The 16,196-nt window shown below is 75.2% G+C and carries 20 protein-coding genes; 19 read left to right on the plus strand and 1 reads right to left on the minus strand.

Annotated features, from left to right (window positions below):
• Positions 1-5: 5 nt before the first annotated feature.
• The 13 genes from O7598_RS08140 (at position 6) to O7598_RS08200 (ending at position 11,284) form a co-directional block, all read left to right on the plus strand.
• Positions 6-752: a YggS family pyridoxal phosphate-dependent enzyme gene (locus O7598_RS08140; protein WP_269690726.1), complete on the plus strand. Its 747-nt coding sequence runs from the start codon at positions 6-8 to the stop codon at positions 750-752.
• A 193-nt stretch (positions 753-945) separates the two neighbouring features.
• On the plus strand, positions 946-1,659 hold the full coding sequence (locus O7598_RS08145) for a cell division protein SepF (RefSeq protein ID WP_269690727.1): 714 nt from the start codon (positions 946-948) through the stop codon (positions 1,657-1,659).
• Between the two features lie 29 nt (positions 1,660-1,688).
• Positions 1,689-1,994, plus strand: coding sequence for a YggT family protein (locus O7598_RS08150; protein WP_091059628.1), 306 nt, complete (start codon positions 1,689-1,691; stop codon positions 1,992-1,994).
• Between the two features lie 41 nt (positions 1,995-2,035).
• Complete coding sequence (locus tag O7598_RS08155; RefSeq protein WP_091059631.1) at positions 2,036-2,839, plus strand: DivIVA domain-containing protein; 804 nt, start codon at positions 2,036-2,038, stop codon at positions 2,837-2,839.
• Between the two features lie 72 nt (positions 2,840-2,911).
• A complete protein-coding gene (locus O7598_RS08160) occupies positions 2,912-3,589 on the plus strand; it encodes a hypothetical protein (protein WP_269690728.1) in 678 nt (225 codons plus the stop codon).
• Between the two features lie 2 nt (positions 3,590-3,591).
• Positions 3,592-3,900, plus strand: coding sequence for a DUF167 domain-containing protein (locus O7598_RS08165; protein ID WP_269690729.1), 309 nt, complete (start codon positions 3,592-3,594; stop codon positions 3,898-3,900).
• A gap of 22 nt (positions 3,901-3,922) precedes the next feature.
• Positions 3,923-5,428 (plus strand): potassium/proton antiporter, encoded by a 1,506-nt coding sequence (locus O7598_RS08170; protein WP_269690730.1) that lies wholly within the window; start codon positions 3,923-3,925, stop codon positions 5,426-5,428.
• Positions 5,429-5,648: 220 nt separating this feature from the next.
• Complete coding sequence (locus O7598_RS08175; protein ID WP_091268039.1) at positions 5,649-6,068, plus strand: TraR/DksA family transcriptional regulator; 420 nt, start codon at positions 5,649-5,651, stop codon at positions 6,066-6,068.
• A gap of 67 nt (positions 6,069-6,135) precedes the next feature.
• Positions 6,136-6,738 (plus strand): signal peptidase II, encoded by a 603-nt coding sequence (lspA, locus tag O7598_RS08180; RefSeq protein WP_269690731.1) that lies wholly within the window; start codon positions 6,136-6,138, stop codon positions 6,736-6,738.
• Positions 6,735-7,679 (plus strand): RluA family pseudouridine synthase, encoded by a 945-nt coding sequence (locus tag O7598_RS08185; RefSeq protein ID WP_269690732.1) that lies wholly within the window; start codon positions 6,735-6,737, stop codon positions 7,677-7,679. The genes lspA and O7598_RS08185 overlap by 4 nt, the downstream gene beginning before the upstream one ends.
• Before the next feature lie 2 nt (positions 7,680-7,681).
• A complete protein-coding gene (locus tag O7598_RS08190) occupies positions 7,682-8,539 on the plus strand; it encodes a hypothetical protein (protein WP_269690733.1) in 858 nt (285 codons plus the stop codon).
• A 117-nt stretch (positions 8,540-8,656) separates the two neighbouring features.
• Positions 8,657-10,258: an ATPase gene (locus O7598_RS08195; RefSeq protein WP_269690734.1), complete on the plus strand. Its 1,602-nt coding sequence runs from the start codon at positions 8,657-8,659 to the stop codon at positions 10,256-10,258.
• A 48-nt stretch (positions 10,259-10,306) separates the two neighbouring features.
• Entirely contained in the window at positions 10,307-11,284 is a 978-nt protein-coding gene (locus tag O7598_RS08200) for a DUF2567 domain-containing protein (protein WP_442929832.1), read from the plus strand.
• Here O7598_RS08200 and O7598_RS08205 read toward each other — a convergent pair.
• A complete protein-coding gene (locus tag O7598_RS08205) occupies positions 11,250-11,960 on the minus strand; it encodes an LON peptidase substrate-binding domain-containing protein (RefSeq protein WP_269690735.1) in 711 nt (236 codons plus the stop codon). The genes O7598_RS08200 and O7598_RS08205 overlap by 35 nt on opposite strands.
• A 107-nt stretch (positions 11,961-12,067) precedes the next feature.
• Here O7598_RS08205 and hisD point away from each other — a divergent pair, with 107 nt between their 5' ends.
• The 6 genes from hisD to O7598_RS08235 are packed head-to-tail and all read left to right on the plus strand — an operon-like array spanning position 12,068 to position 16,183.
• Positions 12,068-13,390: a histidinol dehydrogenase gene (gene hisD / locus O7598_RS08210; protein ID WP_269690736.1), complete on the plus strand. Its 1,323-nt coding sequence runs from the start codon at positions 12,068-12,070 to the stop codon at positions 13,388-13,390.
• Positions 13,387-14,460 carry a histidinol-phosphate transaminase gene (locus O7598_RS08215; protein WP_269690737.1) on the plus strand — a complete coding sequence of 358 codons (1,074 nt, stop codon included), beginning with the start codon at positions 13,387-13,389 and terminating at the stop codon, positions 14,458-14,460. Before hisD ends, O7598_RS08215 begins: the two co-directional genes overlap by 4 nt.
• A complete protein-coding gene (hisB, locus tag O7598_RS08220; RefSeq protein WP_269690738.1) occupies positions 14,457-15,077 on the plus strand; it encodes an imidazoleglycerol-phosphate dehydratase HisB in 621 nt (206 codons plus the stop codon). Before O7598_RS08215 ends, hisB begins: the two co-directional genes overlap by 4 nt.
• Positions 15,077-15,244 carry a hypothetical protein gene (locus O7598_RS08225; protein WP_269690739.1) on the plus strand — a complete coding sequence of 56 codons (168 nt, stop codon included), beginning with the start codon at positions 15,077-15,079 and terminating at the stop codon, positions 15,242-15,244. Before hisB ends, O7598_RS08225 begins: the two co-directional genes overlap by 1 nt.
• On the plus strand, positions 15,244-15,870 hold the full coding sequence (gene hisH, locus O7598_RS08230) for an imidazole glycerol phosphate synthase subunit HisH (RefSeq protein ID WP_269690740.1): 627 nt from the start codon (positions 15,244-15,246) through the stop codon (positions 15,868-15,870). Before O7598_RS08225 ends, hisH begins: the two co-directional genes overlap by 1 nt.
• Positions 15,863-16,183: a hypothetical protein gene (locus tag O7598_RS08235; RefSeq protein ID WP_269690741.1), complete on the plus strand. Its 321-nt coding sequence runs from the start codon at positions 15,863-15,865 to the stop codon at positions 16,181-16,183. The genes hisH and O7598_RS08235 overlap by 8 nt, the downstream gene beginning before the upstream one ends.
• Positions 16,184-16,196: the final 13 nt, after the last annotated feature.

Here is a 16,196-nt window from a genome sequence, read left to right on the forward strand (position 1 = left end):
CGCCGATGACTGACTCGCCCACCGCGGTGCGACCCGAGCGTCGCGCCGAGCTGGCGGCCGGCCTGGCCCGGGTGCGGGCCCGGGTCGCCGACGCCTGCGCGGCCGCCGGCCGGGACCCCGGCGGGGTCACCCTGGTCGCGGTGACCAAGACCTACCCGGCCGTCGACGTGGTCGCGCTGGCCGGGCTCGGGGTCACCGACGTGGGGGAGAACCGCGACCAGGAGGCGGCACCCAAGGCGGCGGAGGTGGCCGGCGCGGGGGTGGCCCCGCGCTGGCACTTCATCGGCCAGCTGCAGCGCAACAAGGCCCGCTCGGTCGTCCGGTACGCCGACGTGGTGCAGTCGGTGGACAGCGTCCGGCTGGCCGCCGCCCTGGACGCCGCCGCGTCCGACGTCCGGGACCGGCCGTTGGACGTGCTGGTGCAGGTCAGCATCGACGGTGACCCGGCCCGGGGCGGGGCGCTGCCGGGCGTGGCCGACGCGCAGCGGGGCCTCGCCCCGGTGGCCGAGGCGGTCGCCGGCGCGGCGGGGCTGCGACTGGCCGGCCTGATGGCGGTCGCCCCGCTGGGCTGGGAGCCGGACCGGGCGTTCGCCCGGTTGGCCGAGGTCGCGGCGCGGCTGCGGGCGGATCATCCGGGCGCGACGGCGTTGTCGGCGGGGATGAGCGGCGACCTGGAGAGCGCGATCGCTCACGGCGCGACACATGTCCGCGTCGGCAGCGCGTTGCTCGGAATGCGCCCCACGCTGGGGTAGCCTGGCCGCGACGGAAGCAAATTACATCAGTGTTGTTCAGGACGGCGTTCCCGTAGCCGGGGGCCGTGGCGGGCGGGCCGCGAACCGCGCGCCAGGGGATTGCCGATCCGGTCCGGTGGGCATGATCGTCCACTCGTGATCAAGCGACACGGCACGGGGGCGCGTGCCGCATGGCGGACGGAAGGGCGCGGGGATGGGTGCACTGCGCAAGGCGGGGGTCTGGCTCGGTCTCGTCGAGGAGGACGACGAGCGGGCGTACGAGGACGGTGGCTACGACAAGGGTGGCTACCGTGACTCGCGCTACCGGTCGAGCCGGTACGCCGAGGAGTTCGCCGACGATGACGACGAGGAGTCGGAGGAGCCGCCGGCGCCCCGGACCCGAACCGGCGACCGGGGTCGGCTGTCCGAGCGCGCCACGAGCCGCTCGGTCGACACCGACCGCTCGGAGGTCGAGCGCCTGGACCGCCCGGAGCGCAGCGAGCGCGCCGAGCGCTCCAGCGTGCGGTCGATCACCCGGTCCTCGACCGGCGAGACGTCCGGCGCGTTGACCTACCACACCCGCGACAATCTCGCCCTGGCGCCGCAGGCCCCGCCGCGCGAGCGGGCGGTGGCCCCGGAGGACGAGCAGCGTTACCAGATCACCACGCTGCACCCGACCACCTACCGCGAGGCGCGGACCATCGGCGAGCACTTCCGGGACGGGGTGCCGGTGATCATCAACCTCACCGAGATGGACGAGGCGGATGCCCGCCGACTGGTCGACTTCGCCGCCGGGCTCGCGTTCGGCCTGCGCGGTACGATCGAGCGCGTGACCAACCGGGTGTTCCTGCTCTCACCGGCCAATGTCCAGGTCACCGCGGAGGACAAGGCCAAGATCGCTGAGGGCGGCTTTTTCAGTCTGAGCTGACCACGCACGACCGAGGGACGTCGCCTGCCGTGTTGTCGATCCTGTTCCAGGTGCTGTATCTACTGCTCTACTTCTTCCTTCTCGTCCTTTTAGCCCGATTTGTGCTGGGGGCCGTGCTGGCCTACGGTCGCCGGTGGCAACCGGGGCGGGGGGCATCGGCAGGACTGGAAGTCGTGTGGAGCGTCACTGATCCGCCCCTGCGCGCGTTGAGGCGTGTGATCCCACCACTGCGAATTGGTACCGTGAGCATCGACCTGGCCTCCCTTGTGCTCCTGGTTATCCTGTTCGTGCTGATGGAGTTCGTGTTACAGCGCCTGATCGTGGCGTTCGCCTGACCAGAGCGCTTTCGCGGCCGCAACTGACCCGAGGAGTTTCGATGCCGCTGACCCCGGCCGACGTCCACAACGTCGCCTTCAAAAAGCCGCCGATCGGCAAGCGGGGGTATGACGAGGAGGAGGTCGACGCCTTCCTGGACGAGGTCGAGCGTGAGCTGGCCCGTCTGATCGAGGAGAACAACGAGCTGCGCGCCCAGGTGGAGCGCGGCGGTCGGGGTGGCGCACCCGCCGGCCCCGGCGGCGACGCCCGGCTCGCGGCGGAGCTCAACGACGTCAAGGCCCAGCTCGACCGGGTGCAGCGCGACAAGGCGGCCGCCGAGCAGGCGGCCCGGGCGATGCAGTCCGAGCTCGAGCAGGTCCGCTCCCAGGGCGGCCCGGCGGGGGTGACCGGTGACGGCGAGCAGCAGGCGCTGCGCGTGCTGATGATGGCCCAGCGCACCGCCGACGACCACGTCTCCGACGCCCGGCGCGAGGCCGACAGCCTGCTCTCCGAGGCGCGGTCCAAGGCCGAGGAGGTCACCCGCGAGGCGCGGGCCAAGGCCGACGCCCTCGAGCGGGACGCCCGCCAGCGGCACCAGGAGGCCATGGGCGGCCTGGACGCCAAGCGCACCGCGCTGTCGAAGCACATCGAGGAGCTCAAGCAGTTCGAGCGCGAGTACCGCACCCGCCTCAAGGCCTACCTGGAGAGCCAGCTGCGTGACCTCGACGGTCGCGGCCAGGGCATCGAGGTCGAGATGAACCGCGAGGGCAACCGTGCCGCCGGCGGCAGCAACGGCCTCGCCACCGCCGGTCTCGCCGGTTCCTTCGGCGGGGGCCGCGGCGGCTCGCTCGAGTCCGGCCGCTGAGCCATGTCGGTGGCCGTCCCCGCGGCGGCCACCGACCGCACCAGACCGACACGACGCGGCCGGGGGTGAGCCGTGATAGCCGCCAGCGTCCTGCTCATCCTCGTCGCGGTCGTGCTGCTGGTGGTCGGGCTGGCCGGTGGGTCCAGCTCGTTGCTGATCGTCTCGATCGCGGCCAGCCTGCTGTCCGCCGTCGCCTTCATCGCGTTCGCCCGCCAGGCGGCCGCGAACCGGGCCGCGGCGGGTCGGGAAGCCGGACCGCGTCTCCGGACCGCACCCACCGGCCCGTCCGCGGACGAGCCGGTCAGTCCGGTCCCGCACCACACGTCCACGGTCGGCGCCGGTGGACCCGGGTGGCGGCAACCGCCCGGGTCACCGGTGGCCGAGCCGTACGACGCGGCAGCCGCCGCGTACTCGCCGGTGGCCGAGCCGTTCGAGCCGGACACGCCGCGCGGCGGCGCGTACTCGCCGGTGGCCGAGCCGGTGCCCACCTCGCCGGCGCCGGACGGCCCGTTCGACGGTGACCCGCCGGCCGAGTTCCTCTCCGCCGGGCAGGTGGCCCGGTTGGCGCGACTCTCCGACGAGGTCCGGGTGATCGACGGCCACCCCCGCTTCCACCTGGACGACTGCCCGCACCTGGTGGGCCGGCCGGACGAGCCGTTGCCGGTGGCCGAGGCGGTCGGGCTCGGTTTCACGCCGTGCGCCCACTGCGCGGCCGCCACCACCCTGCTCGCCGACGCCCGGCCCCGCTGACCATGACGATCGCGGCCACCCCGCTCACCGTCGCGGTGCGCGTGAAGCCCGGCGCGTCCCGTACCCGGGTCGGCGGCCGGTTCGACGGGCCGTACGGTCCCGCCCTGGTGGTCGCCGTGCACGCGCCGGCGGTGGACGGTCGGGCCACCGAGGCGGCCCGGCGGGCGTTGGCCGACGCGCTCGGCGTCCGGCCGGCAGCGGTGTCGCTGCGCTCCGGCGCGGCCAGCCGCGACAAGCTGTTCCTGGTCGAGCGTCCGGCCGACGGGCTGCCCGAGGCGCTGCGCCGGCTGCGCGACGGCAGCGCCGGGTGACCGACCGGCGGGCCGGTCGGCGATGACCCCGGGGCTGAACCTCGCGCTGCTGGTGGGCGCCGCCGTGTTGCTGGTCGCGGTGGGCGCGGTGCGCTTCTCCACCCGGCTCGGCGTGCCCAGCCTGCTGGTCTACCTGGCGCTCGGCGTGCTCATCGGCGAGGCCGGCCTCGGCATCGAGTTCGACGACGTCGAGCTGACCCGGGTGCTCGGCTTCTGCGCGCTCATCGTGATCATCGCCGAGGGTGGGCTGAGCGCCCGGTGGAGCCTGCTACGGCCGGTGCTCGGCCTGTCCGCCGTGCTCTCCACGGTGGGCGTTGTGGTGAGCATCGCGGTCGTCGGCGTGGTGGTGCACCTGCTGCTCGGCCTGGACTGGCGGTTGGCGCTGCTCTACGGCGCGGTTCTCTCCTCCACCGACGCCGCCGCGGTCTTCGCCACCCTGCGCCGGCTGCGCCTGCCGCCGCGCCTGGTGGCCACGCTGGAGGCCGAGTCCGGGATGAACGACGCCCCGGTGGTCCTGCTGGTGCTGCTGCTGTCCCGCGCCGGCGTGGCGGCCGCCCATCCCTGGTGGTACGAGGTGCTGCTGCTCGGTTACGAGTTGGGGGTCGGCGCGGCGGTCGGGGTGGGCGCGGGCCTGGCCGGCCGGTACGCGCTGCGCAGCGCCGCGCTGCCGTCGGCCGGGCTCTACCCGATCGCGGTGGTCGGCTTCACCGTCCTGGCGTACGCGGCCGGCTCGGCGCTGCACGCCTCGGGCTTCCTCGCGGTCTACGTGGCCGGGGTGCTGCTGGGCAACTCCCGCCTCCCGCACCGCCAGGCGATCCTCGGTTTCGCCGACGGGCTGGCCTGGTTGGCCCAGATCGGCCTGTTCGTGCTGCTGGGCCTGCTCGTCTCGCCGAGCCGGCTGGACGCCGCGGTGCTGCCGGCGGTGATCACCGGGCTGGCCCTGCTGCTGTTCGCCCGGCCGCTGTCGGTGGCGGTCTCCGCGTTGCCGTTCCGCGTCGGGTTGCGCGAGCAGCTCTTCCTCTCCTGGGCCGGGTTGCGGGGCGCGGTGCCGATCGTGCTGGCCACCATCCCGCTGTCGCTGCGGGTGCCGGGGGCGGACCGGCTCTTCGACGCGGTCTTCGTCCTGGTGGTGATCTTCACGCTGCTCCAGGCCGGCACGCTCGCCCCGGCGGCCCGCCGGTTGGGGGTGACCGCGCCGGCCGAGGCGAGCGAGATCCTGCTGGAGACCGCTCCGCTGGAGCGGATGCGGGCCGACCTACTCCAACTGGAGGTGCCGGCCGGTTCCCGGTTGGCCGGGGTGCACGTGGACGAGCTACGGCTGCCGGTGGGCGCCGCGGTCACGCTGGTGCTGCGCGACGGGGTCGGTTTCGTGCCCGGTCCGGACACCCGGCTGAAGGTGGGGGACAGCCTGCTCATCGTCGCCACGGCGGGGGTGCGGGACGCCGCGGAGCGCCGGCTGCGGGCGGTGAGCAGGCGGGGTCGCCTGGCCCGGTGGTTTGGGGAGTACGGCGAGGACCGCACCGGCTGATCTGCTAGCGTTCCCTTTGCCCCGATTACTGGCAGTTCGGGGCGGAAACTCGGAGCGACGGTGCGGCACGTTGTCGGACGCCTGTACGTTCCGTATTCTTGCCAACCTCCGGAGTGCGCGGCGAGGTCGCCGCGTGCCCCGTTCCGTTCGCGGGGGACGCGCCGCTGCCCCCTGCCCACGTACCGTTTATCGCCGCGCCACGCGGCTGAGGGAGCTGACGATGGCGAAGCCAGCCGACACCAGGACCGCCGGCCGCAAGCCGGTGGCGAAGGCCACCCGCAGCGCGGCGGAGACCGAGAAGATCCGGGCCGCGCTGGCGGCCCGCCGGGACGAGCTCAACGCCGAGTACGATCAGACGCTGAGCGAGATCACCGAGCTGCAGCGCGACCGGCTGACCGACTCGGCCGGGGACGACCAGGCCGACACCGGCACCAAGACGTTCGAGCGCGAGCAGGAGATCTCACTCGCCAACAGCATCAAGGAGCGGATCACGCAGGTCGAGCGCGCGCTGGAGCGGCTCGACGAGGGTGGCTACGGCTGGTGCGAGCGGTGCGGCAACCCGATCCCGGTGGAGCGGCTCGCCGCGTTCCCGTCGGCCACCCTCTGCGTGAGCTGCAAGCAGCTGGAGGAGCGGCGCTGACGTCCGTTCCCCGGCGGCCGAACGGCAGACGGTGACCGCCACCGTCGCGAGCGTCGATGGGGAGCAGATGACCGCAGCACCGCCCGCCGGGTCCGGCACCACCGAGACAGGCGCCGGCACGCCCCGCCGCAGGGCGGTCGGCCTGCTGCTCGGCATCTCCCTCGTCTCGCTCCTGGCGGACCTGGGCACGAAGCAGCTCGCCCTCACCGAGCTGCCCGGCCGGGAGCCGGTGTCGGTGCTCGGCGGGGCCGTCTACTTCACCCTCACCCGCAACAGCGGCGCCGCCTGGAGCATCGGCGCCGACCACACCTGGATCTTCCCGCTGATCACGTTCGCGGTGATCGGCTGGATCGGGTGGATGGCGCTGCGGCTGCGCTCGCTGCCCTGGGCGGTGTCGCTGGGCCTGGTGCTGGGCGGCGCGCTGGGTAACCTCACCGACCGGATCTTCCGGGCGCCCGGGCACTTCGTCGGCCACGTGGTCGACATGATCAGCCTGTTCGGCCCGTACGGCGAGCACTACCCGGTGTTCAACCTGGCCGACAGCTCGCTGTGCTGCGGCGTGGTGCTCGCGGTCTTCCTGGAGTTGACCGGCCGGCAGCGCGACGGCTCCCGGGCCCGCGCCGAGGCCGCCGCCGTCGACGCCCCGGCCGACGAGCGGGAGCGCGCATGACCGCCGCGTACGCCACCGGCGGCGACCAGCGCTCCCTGCCGGTCCCGGACGGCCTCGACGGCATGCGGCTGGACCAGGCGGTGTCCCGGCTGTTCGGGCTGTCCCGCACCGCCGCGGCGGCGCTGGTGGACGCCGGCGACGCGCTGGTCGACGGCGTGGCCCGGGCCAACTCGCACAAGGTCAAGGCCGGCGCCTGGCTGGAGGTCACGCTGCCCGCGCCGGCCGCCCCGCCGACCGTGGTGCCGCAGGCCGTGCCCGGCCTGACCGTGGTCTACGCCGACGACGACATCGTGGTGGTGGACAAGCCGGTCGGCGTGGCGGCGCACCCGAGCCCCGGCTGGACCGGCCCGACCGTGATCGGCGGGCTGGCCGGCATCGGGCACCGGATCTCCACCAGCGGCGCCGCCGAGCGGCAGGGCGTGGTGCACCGGCTCGACGTGGGCACCACCGGGATCATGGCGGTGGCCAAGAGCGAGCTGGCCTACACCGCGTTGAAGCGGGCGTTCAAGGAACGCGAGGTGGAGAAGCGCTACCACGCCGTGGTGCAGGGTCACCCGGATCCGCTGCGCGGCACCATCGACGCGCCGATCGACAGGCACCCGCACCACGACTACCGCTGGGCGGTGGTCTCCGGCGGCAAGCCGAGCGTGACCCACTACGACACGATGGAGGCGTTCCCCTCGGCCAGCCTCCTCGACGTGCGGCTGGAGACCGGGCGGACGCACCAGATCCGGGTGCACCTCTCGACGCTGCGGCACCCCTGTGTGGGCGACCTGACCTACGGCGCCGACCCGACCCTCTCGGCCCGGCTCGGGCTGTCCCGGCAGTGGCTGCACGCCCGGTCGCTGAGCTTCCGGCACCCGCGCACCGGCGAGGAGGTCACGTTCGTCAGCGACTATCCGGACGACCTGGCCCGGGCGCTGGAGATCCTGCGCGACTGACCGTGAGCGACGACGACGCCGCGCCGCCGCGCCGCTCCCGTTCCGCCGTGCTGAGCTGGCTCGCGCTCGGGTGCGCGTTGCTGGTGCTGGTGGTCGCGGTGGCGCAGCGGCGGGACCGGCCGGTGGGGGACCGCACGGTCGGCGAGGTGACCCGCGTCGGCGTGGCCGACGGCGCGTCCGTCCCGGCGTACCTGCGGGCCGCCGGCGACGAGTTGGCCCGGCTCGACGTGCCGGACGGCTACGCCCTGGTCTCGTTCGGGGCCTACCTGACGCCGGCCCGGGTGGCGACCACGCTGGCCGGCACGCCGGTGTCGGCGGTGGTCGCGCGGGTGCCGCTGCCGGGCCGGCAGACCGAGATCGTCCGGATCGCCGCGCTGCGCCTGCCCGACGACGTGGTCGGCGGGATGGTCGAGGTGGCCGGGCGCAAGGACCGGGAGGCCGCGGACTACCGGGCCCGCGCCGCCGCCCCGGCGGCCTCCGCCGATCCCGGGCTACGACGGCGGTACGAGACCGACGCGTCGGTCGCGGAGCGGGAGGCGGCCGGTTACCGGAGCGGGTGCTCCTGCGTCTACGCCGCCGTGGTGCGCGGCGCCCCGGACGCGTTGCGCGCGCTCGCCGGTCGTCCGGGGGTGCGGGTGGTGGACCCGGCGCCGGAGGTGATGCGGTTGGACCGGAGCGTGTTCACCCCGCCGCTGCCCGAGCAGCGCGACGTGGCCCGGCCACCGGCCGACACCGGGCCGGACGCCGACGGCGGAATGGGCGATTCGTCGGAAGCTGCACCGACAGTGAGCGCGCCTTCACCGCCCGGTCGGCCGCGCGTCGCCGGGTCCGGCCCGCCCAATCCGGCTCCCACCTCCTGAGACGCCCAGGCACGCGGCCGTCCGGCGGGTGCCACGGTGAGCAGAGCCACCGGGCGATGTGCGGCGCGGGGAGTGGTCCGAATAGGGTTTCGTTCGTAGCCTGTCAGGCGGAGATCGATGGGCTGGGGGAGGGGCGAATCCTTGGACGGCAGCGAGACCGGCTGGGGTCGGCAGGGCGAGCCGGCACCGCGGTGGCGGGCGCTGCTCGACCGGGCCCGGCTCGGCGGTCGCGGCGCGGAGCACACCGACGCCGACCGGCGCGCCGAGGAGAGCCCGGTGCCGCCACCCGACCCGCTGCCCCGCCGTGGCGCCGGCACCGGCTGGACCGGGCGCGCCGCCGCGGTCGGCCGGGCCGCCGACGGGTCGTACGGCACCGAGCCCGGCTACCGGGCCGAGGCCACCTTCCGGGTGGACCCGGCCTTCCGCGCCGACCCCCGCTACGACGGCGAGCCGGCCTACCGGGCCGAACCGGCGTACCGCACCGATCCGGACCCGGCGGCCGAGCCGTCCTGGCGCGCCGATCCGGCCTACGCGCCGGAGCCTCGGGCCGAGCCGTCGTGGCGCGCCGACCCGGCCTACCCGGCGGAGCCGTCGGTGGAGCCGTCCTGGCGCGCCGACCCGGCCTACCCGGCGGAACCGTCGGCGGAGCCGTCCTGGCGCGCCGACCCGGACCCGCGCGGGCGGGTCGATGCGCCGGTCGAGTCGCGATACTCCCTTCTCGACGGCGGCTACCGCCCGGCGGCGCCACCGCCGGAGTCCCGCTACGCCCTGCTGGACCGCGGCCGGTACCGGCCGGAGATCCCGTCGGCGCCGGAGCAACCGGTGGTGCCCGCCCCGCGCCGGCCGGTGGAGGGCCGCCCGGGCCGGATCGACGCGGCGCGGGCGCGGTGGCGGGCCGCCGAACCGGACGCCGAGCTGGAACGGGCCACCGGGGTGCTCCGCCGCGAGCTGGGCACCCCCCGGGTGCTCGCCTTCGCCAACCCCAAGGGCGGCGTGCACAAGACCACCGCCACCGTGCTCGCCGCGGCCAGCGTGGGCAGCGTACGCGGGCGCGGCGTGCTCGCCTGGGACGACAACGAGCTGCGGGGCACCCTCGGCCTGCGCGCCGGCAGCGCCCGGCACGCGCGCACCATCCGGCACCTGGTCCAGGACCTCGCGCAGATCGAGATCCTCGAGGGCGACACGCTGCTGTCGCACCTCGACGACTACCTGCGGCACGCCTCCGACGGCTCGTACGACGTGCTGGCCGGCGAGGAGAGCCCGCGCTTCGCCCAGCGGCTCGACCAGTTCACCGTCAAGCGGGTGCTGGAGCTGCTGCGCCGCACCCACGAGGTGGTCTGCGTGGACACCGGCAACAACGTGGAGAGCCCGAACTGGCGCACCGTCATGCAGGCGGCCGACCAGCTCGTGGTGACCACCGTGCCGCGTGAGGACGCCGCCTTCAGCGCCGACTGGATGCTCGACCTGCTGCACGAGGTGGGCATGGGCGAGCTGGCCGACAACGCGGTCACGCTGATCTCCTGCCCGACCCCGGGGCGCAGTGCGCTGCAGGACGACCTGGAGCGGCACTTCGCCACCCGCACCCGGGCGGTCGCCGTGGTGCCCTACGACCCGGCGCTGGAGACCGGCTCCTCGATCGAGTACCCCCAGCTCCAGGCGGAGACCCGCGCCGCCTGGCTCAAGGCCGCCGCGATGATGCTGGAGCCGTTCGCGCGCTGACCGCCGACCACCGCCCCACGGCGCGCCCGCGCCTGAGAGGATCACCGGGTGAGCCCGGACACCCCTGATCCCGAGCGGACCGCCGACCGTCCCGGCGCGGCCGGTCGCCCGCCCGCCGAGGCGACCCCGGCCGGGGCCGACGCCCCGCCCGCCGCGCCCGCGCGCCCGACAGAGTGGCCGACGGAGTGGCCGACCGGCGCGGACGTGTCCGCCGGTCACCAGGGTTCGACGGAGTGGCCGACCGGCGCGGACGCGTCCGCCGGTCACCAGGGTCCGACGGGACGGGTGCCCGGCGCCGAACCGTGGGCGGGTCATCCGCCGGGCCCGTTCGCGCCGTCGCCGGGGACGACCGTCGCGCGTCGCGGCGGCGGCCGGGCGGTGGCGACCGCCCTCGGCGTGACGGCGCTGCTCACCGTGCTCGGCGCCCCGCTGGGGCTGCTCTGGGCCTGGCTGGCGCCGGGCACGCCGGTGCGACAGACCCCGGACGGCGCGGTCTACGCGGTTCCGCAGCCGGAGCAGCCGATCGCGGCCGACGGCTGGTTCAGCCTCCTCGCGCTCGGCTTCGGGGTCCTCTCCGCGATCGCCCTGTGGGTGCTGCTGCGCCGCCGGCGGGGCCCGGCCGGGCTGCTCGCGGTTACCCTGGGCGGCCTCGGCGCGGCCGTGGTGGCCTGGCAGGTCGGCCGCCGGATCGGGCTGGCCACGTTCCAGCGGCTGGTGGACACCGCGCCGCCGGGCACCGACTTCACCAAGCCCGCCGACCTGCGCGCCGGCGGCGTCGACTGGTTCGGCCCGCTGCCCGTGCCGCACGGCAACCTGCTGCTCGCGGCGTTCGGCGCGGCCGTCACGTACACCCTGTTGGCCGGCTGGTCGCGATGGCCGTCGCTGCGTCCGGAGCCGGAGCCCGACGGCGACTGGCCGCCCGGACAGGGCGGCTGGCCCGCGCCGGGCGTCGGCGGCTACGGCCCGCCCGGGGGCGGGCCGGCGCCGGGGATCAGTTCGGCGCCGGAAGACCCGCCAGCTCGCTGAGCGGCATCGGCACGGCCCGCACGTGGCGCAGCAGCGCCGTCTCCCGGTTGAGCAGGCGCAGCTCGGCGCGGAGCCGATCGGGGGTGTCGTCGATGGCGAGCAGCCGTTGCCGGTCGGCGACGGTCAGCGCGGCGGTCGCCGCGACCAGGTGCGACAGCACTGTCGGATCCTCCGGGAGCTGCTCGGAGATATCCTCCTGCTCGGGCCGGATCAGGCCGAGGTAGTGCCGGAACACCGAGATCACCCGCGCCGCCAGCATGTCGGCCACCTCGTCCGGGCCGGCCGGCTCCGGCAGCCACTCCACCTCGGCGGTGAGATAGGGCTCCGCGGCGTCGTCGATCTCGGCGATGCGGAACCGCCGCCGGCCCACCGTGACGATGTCGAACCCGCCGTCGGTCAGCTCGGTGACCTGCCGCAGCTCGGCGGTGCAGCCCACCTCGTGCAGGGTGACCTCGCCGCCGGCCAGCCCGGCGGCGGCCCGCCCCGGCGGCCCGGCCTGCGCCACCTCCCAGCCGGCCTGGATCGCCACCACGCCGAACTCGCGGGGCGCGCCCTCGGGGAGCCCCACCAGATGACGCACCAGCGCCTGGTAGCGCTCCTCGAAGATGTGCAGGGGAAGGACCAGCCCGGGAAAGAGGACGGTCCCGAGCGGGAACACCGGCAGCCGTGCGCTCACGTGATCGAGCGTATCCCCCTCGCGCCCGGCCGGCGTGTCCCGGCTCACCGTCCCGGCGGGCGGGCGTGCCCGGCCGGGTCGACCGGCGGCGGCCTAGACTCGCAGTCGTGCTGACTCGGATCGACCTGCGCGGCGGGGTACGCGACCCGCGCCGCCTGCTGCCCCGTGCCCAGCTCGACGTCTCCGTGGCGGTCGAGCGGATCCGTCCCCTCGTCGAGGCGGTCCGGGAGCATGGATACCCGGCGATCCGCGAGGCCAGCGAGCGGTTCGACGGCGTCTCCCCGGAGCACCTGCGGGTGCCGGTCGAGACGATCCGCGCGGCCGAGGGCGAGCTGGACCCGCAGGTCCGCGCCGCGCTGCTGGAGTCGATCACCCGGGCCCGCAAGGTCCACGACGACCAGCGTCGCACCGACCACACCACCCGGGTGGTCGCCGGCGGCACGGTGACCGAGCGGTGGCTGCCGGTCGACCGGGTCGGTCTCTACGTCCCCGGCGGCCTGGCCATGTACCCGTCGACAGTGGTGATGAACGTCGTGCCGGCGCAGGCGGCCGGGGTGCGCTCGCTGGTGGTGGTGAGCCCGCCGCAGAAGGAGAACGGCGGCCTGCCCGACCGTCGGGTCCTGGCGGCCTGCGCGCTGCTCGGCGTCGACGAGGTGTACGCGGTCGGCGGCGCCCAGGCGGTGGCCATGCTGGCGTACGGGGCCGGCGTCGACCCGGCCGGTGAGCAGCGCTGCGACCCGGTCGACATGATCACCGGCCCGGGCAACATCTGGGTCACCGCCGCGAAGCGGCTGCTGCGCGGCGTGGTCGGCATCGACGCCGAGGCGGGCCCGACCGAGATCGCGATCCTGGCCGACCACACCGCCGACCCGGCGCACGTCGCCGCCGACCTGATCAGCCAGGCCGAGCACGACCCGCTCGCGGCCAGCGTGCTGGTCACCCCGTCGACCGAGCTGGCCGACGCGGTCGACGCCGAGCTGGCCCGACAGGTGCCGGCCGCCAAGCACGCCGAGCGGATCGGCACCGCGCTGCGTGGCGAGCAGAGCGGTGTGGTCCTCGTCGACGACCTGGAGGCCGGGCTGCGGGTGGTCGACGCGTACGCGGCCGAGCACCTGGAGATCCAGACCGAGAACGCCCGCGAGTGGGCGTTGCGGGTGCGCAACGCCGGTGCGATCTTCGTGGGCGCCTGGTCGCCGGTGTCGCTCGGCGACTACTGCGCCGGCTCCAACCACGTGCTGCCCACCGGCGGCTGCGCCCGGCACTCCTCCGGCCTGTCCGTGCAGTCCTTCCTACGCGGCGTGCACCTGGTCGAATACACCGAGCAGGCGCTGCGCGAGGTGGCGCCGCACGTGGTCACCCTGGCCGGCGTGGAGGACCTGCCGGCGCACGGCCAGGCGGTCAGCGTCCGCTTCCCGGGAGGCGTGTCGTGACCACGCTCGACGACCTGCCGATCCGCGACGACCTGCGGGGGCGTTCCCCGTACGGCGCGCCGCAGCTCGACGTGGCGGTGCGGCTGAACACCAACGAGAACTCCTACCCGGTGCCCGAGCCGGTGGTCGAGGCGATCGGCAAGGCCGTCGCGGCCGAGCTGCGCGACCTCAACCGCTACCCGGACCGGGACGCCGTGGCGCTCCGCGCCGACCTGGCCGGCTACCTGGGCCACGGGCTGACCGTCGACCACGTGTGGGCGGCCAACGGCTCCAACGAGATCCAGCAGCAGCTGCTGCAGGCGTTCGGTGGCCCGGGTCGCACCGCGCTCGGCTTCACCCCGGCCTACTCGATGCACCCGCTGCTGGCGCTCGGCACCGGCACCGGCTGGATCCCGGGCGTCCGGGGCGCCGACTTCGGGCTCACCGCCGCCGACGCGGTCGCCCAGGTGCGCGCGCACCGTCCGGACGTGGTGTTCCTCTGCTCGCCGAACAATCCGACCGGCACCGCGCTGGATCCGTCCGTGGTCGCCGCCGTGCTGGACGAGGCGCCGGGCATGGTGGTGGTGGACGAGGCGTACGCCGAGTTCGCCCGGCCCGGCACGGTCAGCGCGCTCGCCGTGCTGCCCGACCACCCGCGGCTGGTGGTGACCCGCACCATGAGCAAGGCGTTCGGCTTCGCCGGCGGCCGGCTGGGCTACCTGGCCGCCGATCCGGCGGTGGTGGCGGCGGTGCAGCTGGTCCGGCTGCCCTACCACCTCTCCGCGCTGACCCAGGCCGCCGCCCGGGCGGCGCTGGCCCACCGGGACGCGTTGCTCGGCACCGTCACCGCGATCATGGAGCAGCGCGACCGGATCGTCGCCGAGCTGCGTGCGCGGGGTCATCGGGTGGCCGACAGCGACGCGAACTTCGTGCTGTTCGCCGTCGGCGGCGACCAGGGCGCCGCCTGGCGTACCCTGCTCGACGCCGGCGTGCTGGTCCGCGACGTCGGCCTGCCCGGCTGGCTGCGGGTCACCGCCGGAACCCCGGCCGAGACCGACGCCTTCCTGTCCGCGATGGAGAAGTTGTCATGAACCCCACCGCCCGCACCGCCCGGATCGAGCGGGTCACCAACGAGACCAAGGTCCTGGTCGAGATCGACCTCGACGGCACCGGCAAGGCCGACATCGAGACCGGCGTCGGCTTCTACGACCACATGCTGAACCAGATCGCCCGGCACGGCGGCTTCGACCTGACCGTGCACACGGTCGGTGACCTGGAGATCGACGCGCACCACACGATGGAGGACACCGCGCTCGCGCTGGGCACGGCGTTCGACCGGGCGCTGGGCGACAAGGCCGGCATCCGGCGGTACGGCTCGGCCACCGTCCCGATGGACGAGGTGCTGGTCCGCGCCGCGGTCGACCTGTCCGGCCGGCCGTACGTGGTGCACGACGAGCCGGCGCTGTCGCCGTACATCGGGCCGGTCTACCCGACCAGCATGACCCGGCACATCTGGGAGTCGTTCGGCCAGTCGGCCCGGGTCACGCTGCACATCGACGTGCTGCGGGCGGCCCGCCCCGGCGGTCACCCGGACGCGCACCACGTGGTCGAGGCCCAGTTCAAGGCGGTGTCCCGCGCGTTGCGCGAGGCGACCGCGATCGACCCGCGCAGCGCCGGCGTGGTGCCCTCCACGAAGGGCGCCCTCTAATGCGGGTGTTGCCGACGCTGCTGCTGATCCTGGCCGGCGTGCTGGTCGGCGGGACGTGGTCGCTGCACAAGCAGGGCGCGCCCCGCGCCGCCGTGGTGGTCACCGGCCTGCTGGCGTTGCTGGCCACCGCGGGCGGCGTGCTGTGGCTGCTGCCGGGGGAGAGCTGATGGGCCGGCGGGTGGTGGTGCTCGACTACGGCTCGGGCAACCTGCGCTCGGCCGAGCGCGCGCTGGAGCGGGCCGGCGCCGACGTGACGGTCACCGCCGACCTGGCCGCCGCCGCGGCCGCCGACGGCCTGGTGGTGCCGGGTGTCGGCGCGTTCGCCGCGTGCATGGCCGGGGTCGAGGAGTTGGGCGCCGGGCCGGTGATCGCCGAACGGGTCGCCGCCGGGCGTCCGGTGCTCGGGATCTGCGTCGGCATGCAGGTGCTCTTCGGGCACGGCGAGGAGCACGGCGTGGTGACCAAGGGGCTGGGGCTGCTGCCCGGCGGGGTGACCCGGCTGCCGGCGCCGCGCCTGCCGCACATGGGCTGGAACACGGTGCACGCCCCGGACGGCTCGGCGCTCTTCGCCGGCCTGCCGGCCGACGCCCGGTTCTACTTCGTGCACTCCTACGGGGTCACCGACCCGGTGGCGCTGGCCGCCGCCGGCGCCGCGGTGACCACCGCGCACCACGGCGGTGACTTCGTCGCGGCGGTCGAGCGGGGCGCGTTGTCGGCCGCCCAGTTCCACCCGGAGAAGTCGGCCGACACCGGCGCGGCGTTGCTGCGCAACTGGCTCGGCACGCTTGAGTAAGGAACGGGCGCGGCGCCGGGCGGCGCGCGAGGCCGACCAGGAGCGGGCACGGGCCGCCCGGGCCCGCCGGGTGGCGCGCCGGAAGCGGCGCCGTTCGTGGGTACGCGTGCTGACGCCGCGGCTGCGCCGGGGCCGCACCGGCCGGCTGCGCCGGCACAGCCGGGGCGAGCGGGCGGCGATCGTGCTGCTCACCGCCGTCGCGGTGGCCGGCATCTGGAGTTTCGTCGACGACCTCGCGCTGCGGCTGGCGTTGGTCGTGTTGTTGCTGCTGGTCCTGCCGGCGATCGTGGTGATCGCACTGGACCGTCGTTGAGGATGCGAGGAGA

The organism is Micromonospora sp. WMMC241 (genome assembly GCF_027460165.1).
GTDB lineage: Bacteria > Actinomycetota > Actinomycetes > Mycobacteriales > Micromonosporaceae > Micromonospora > Micromonospora humi.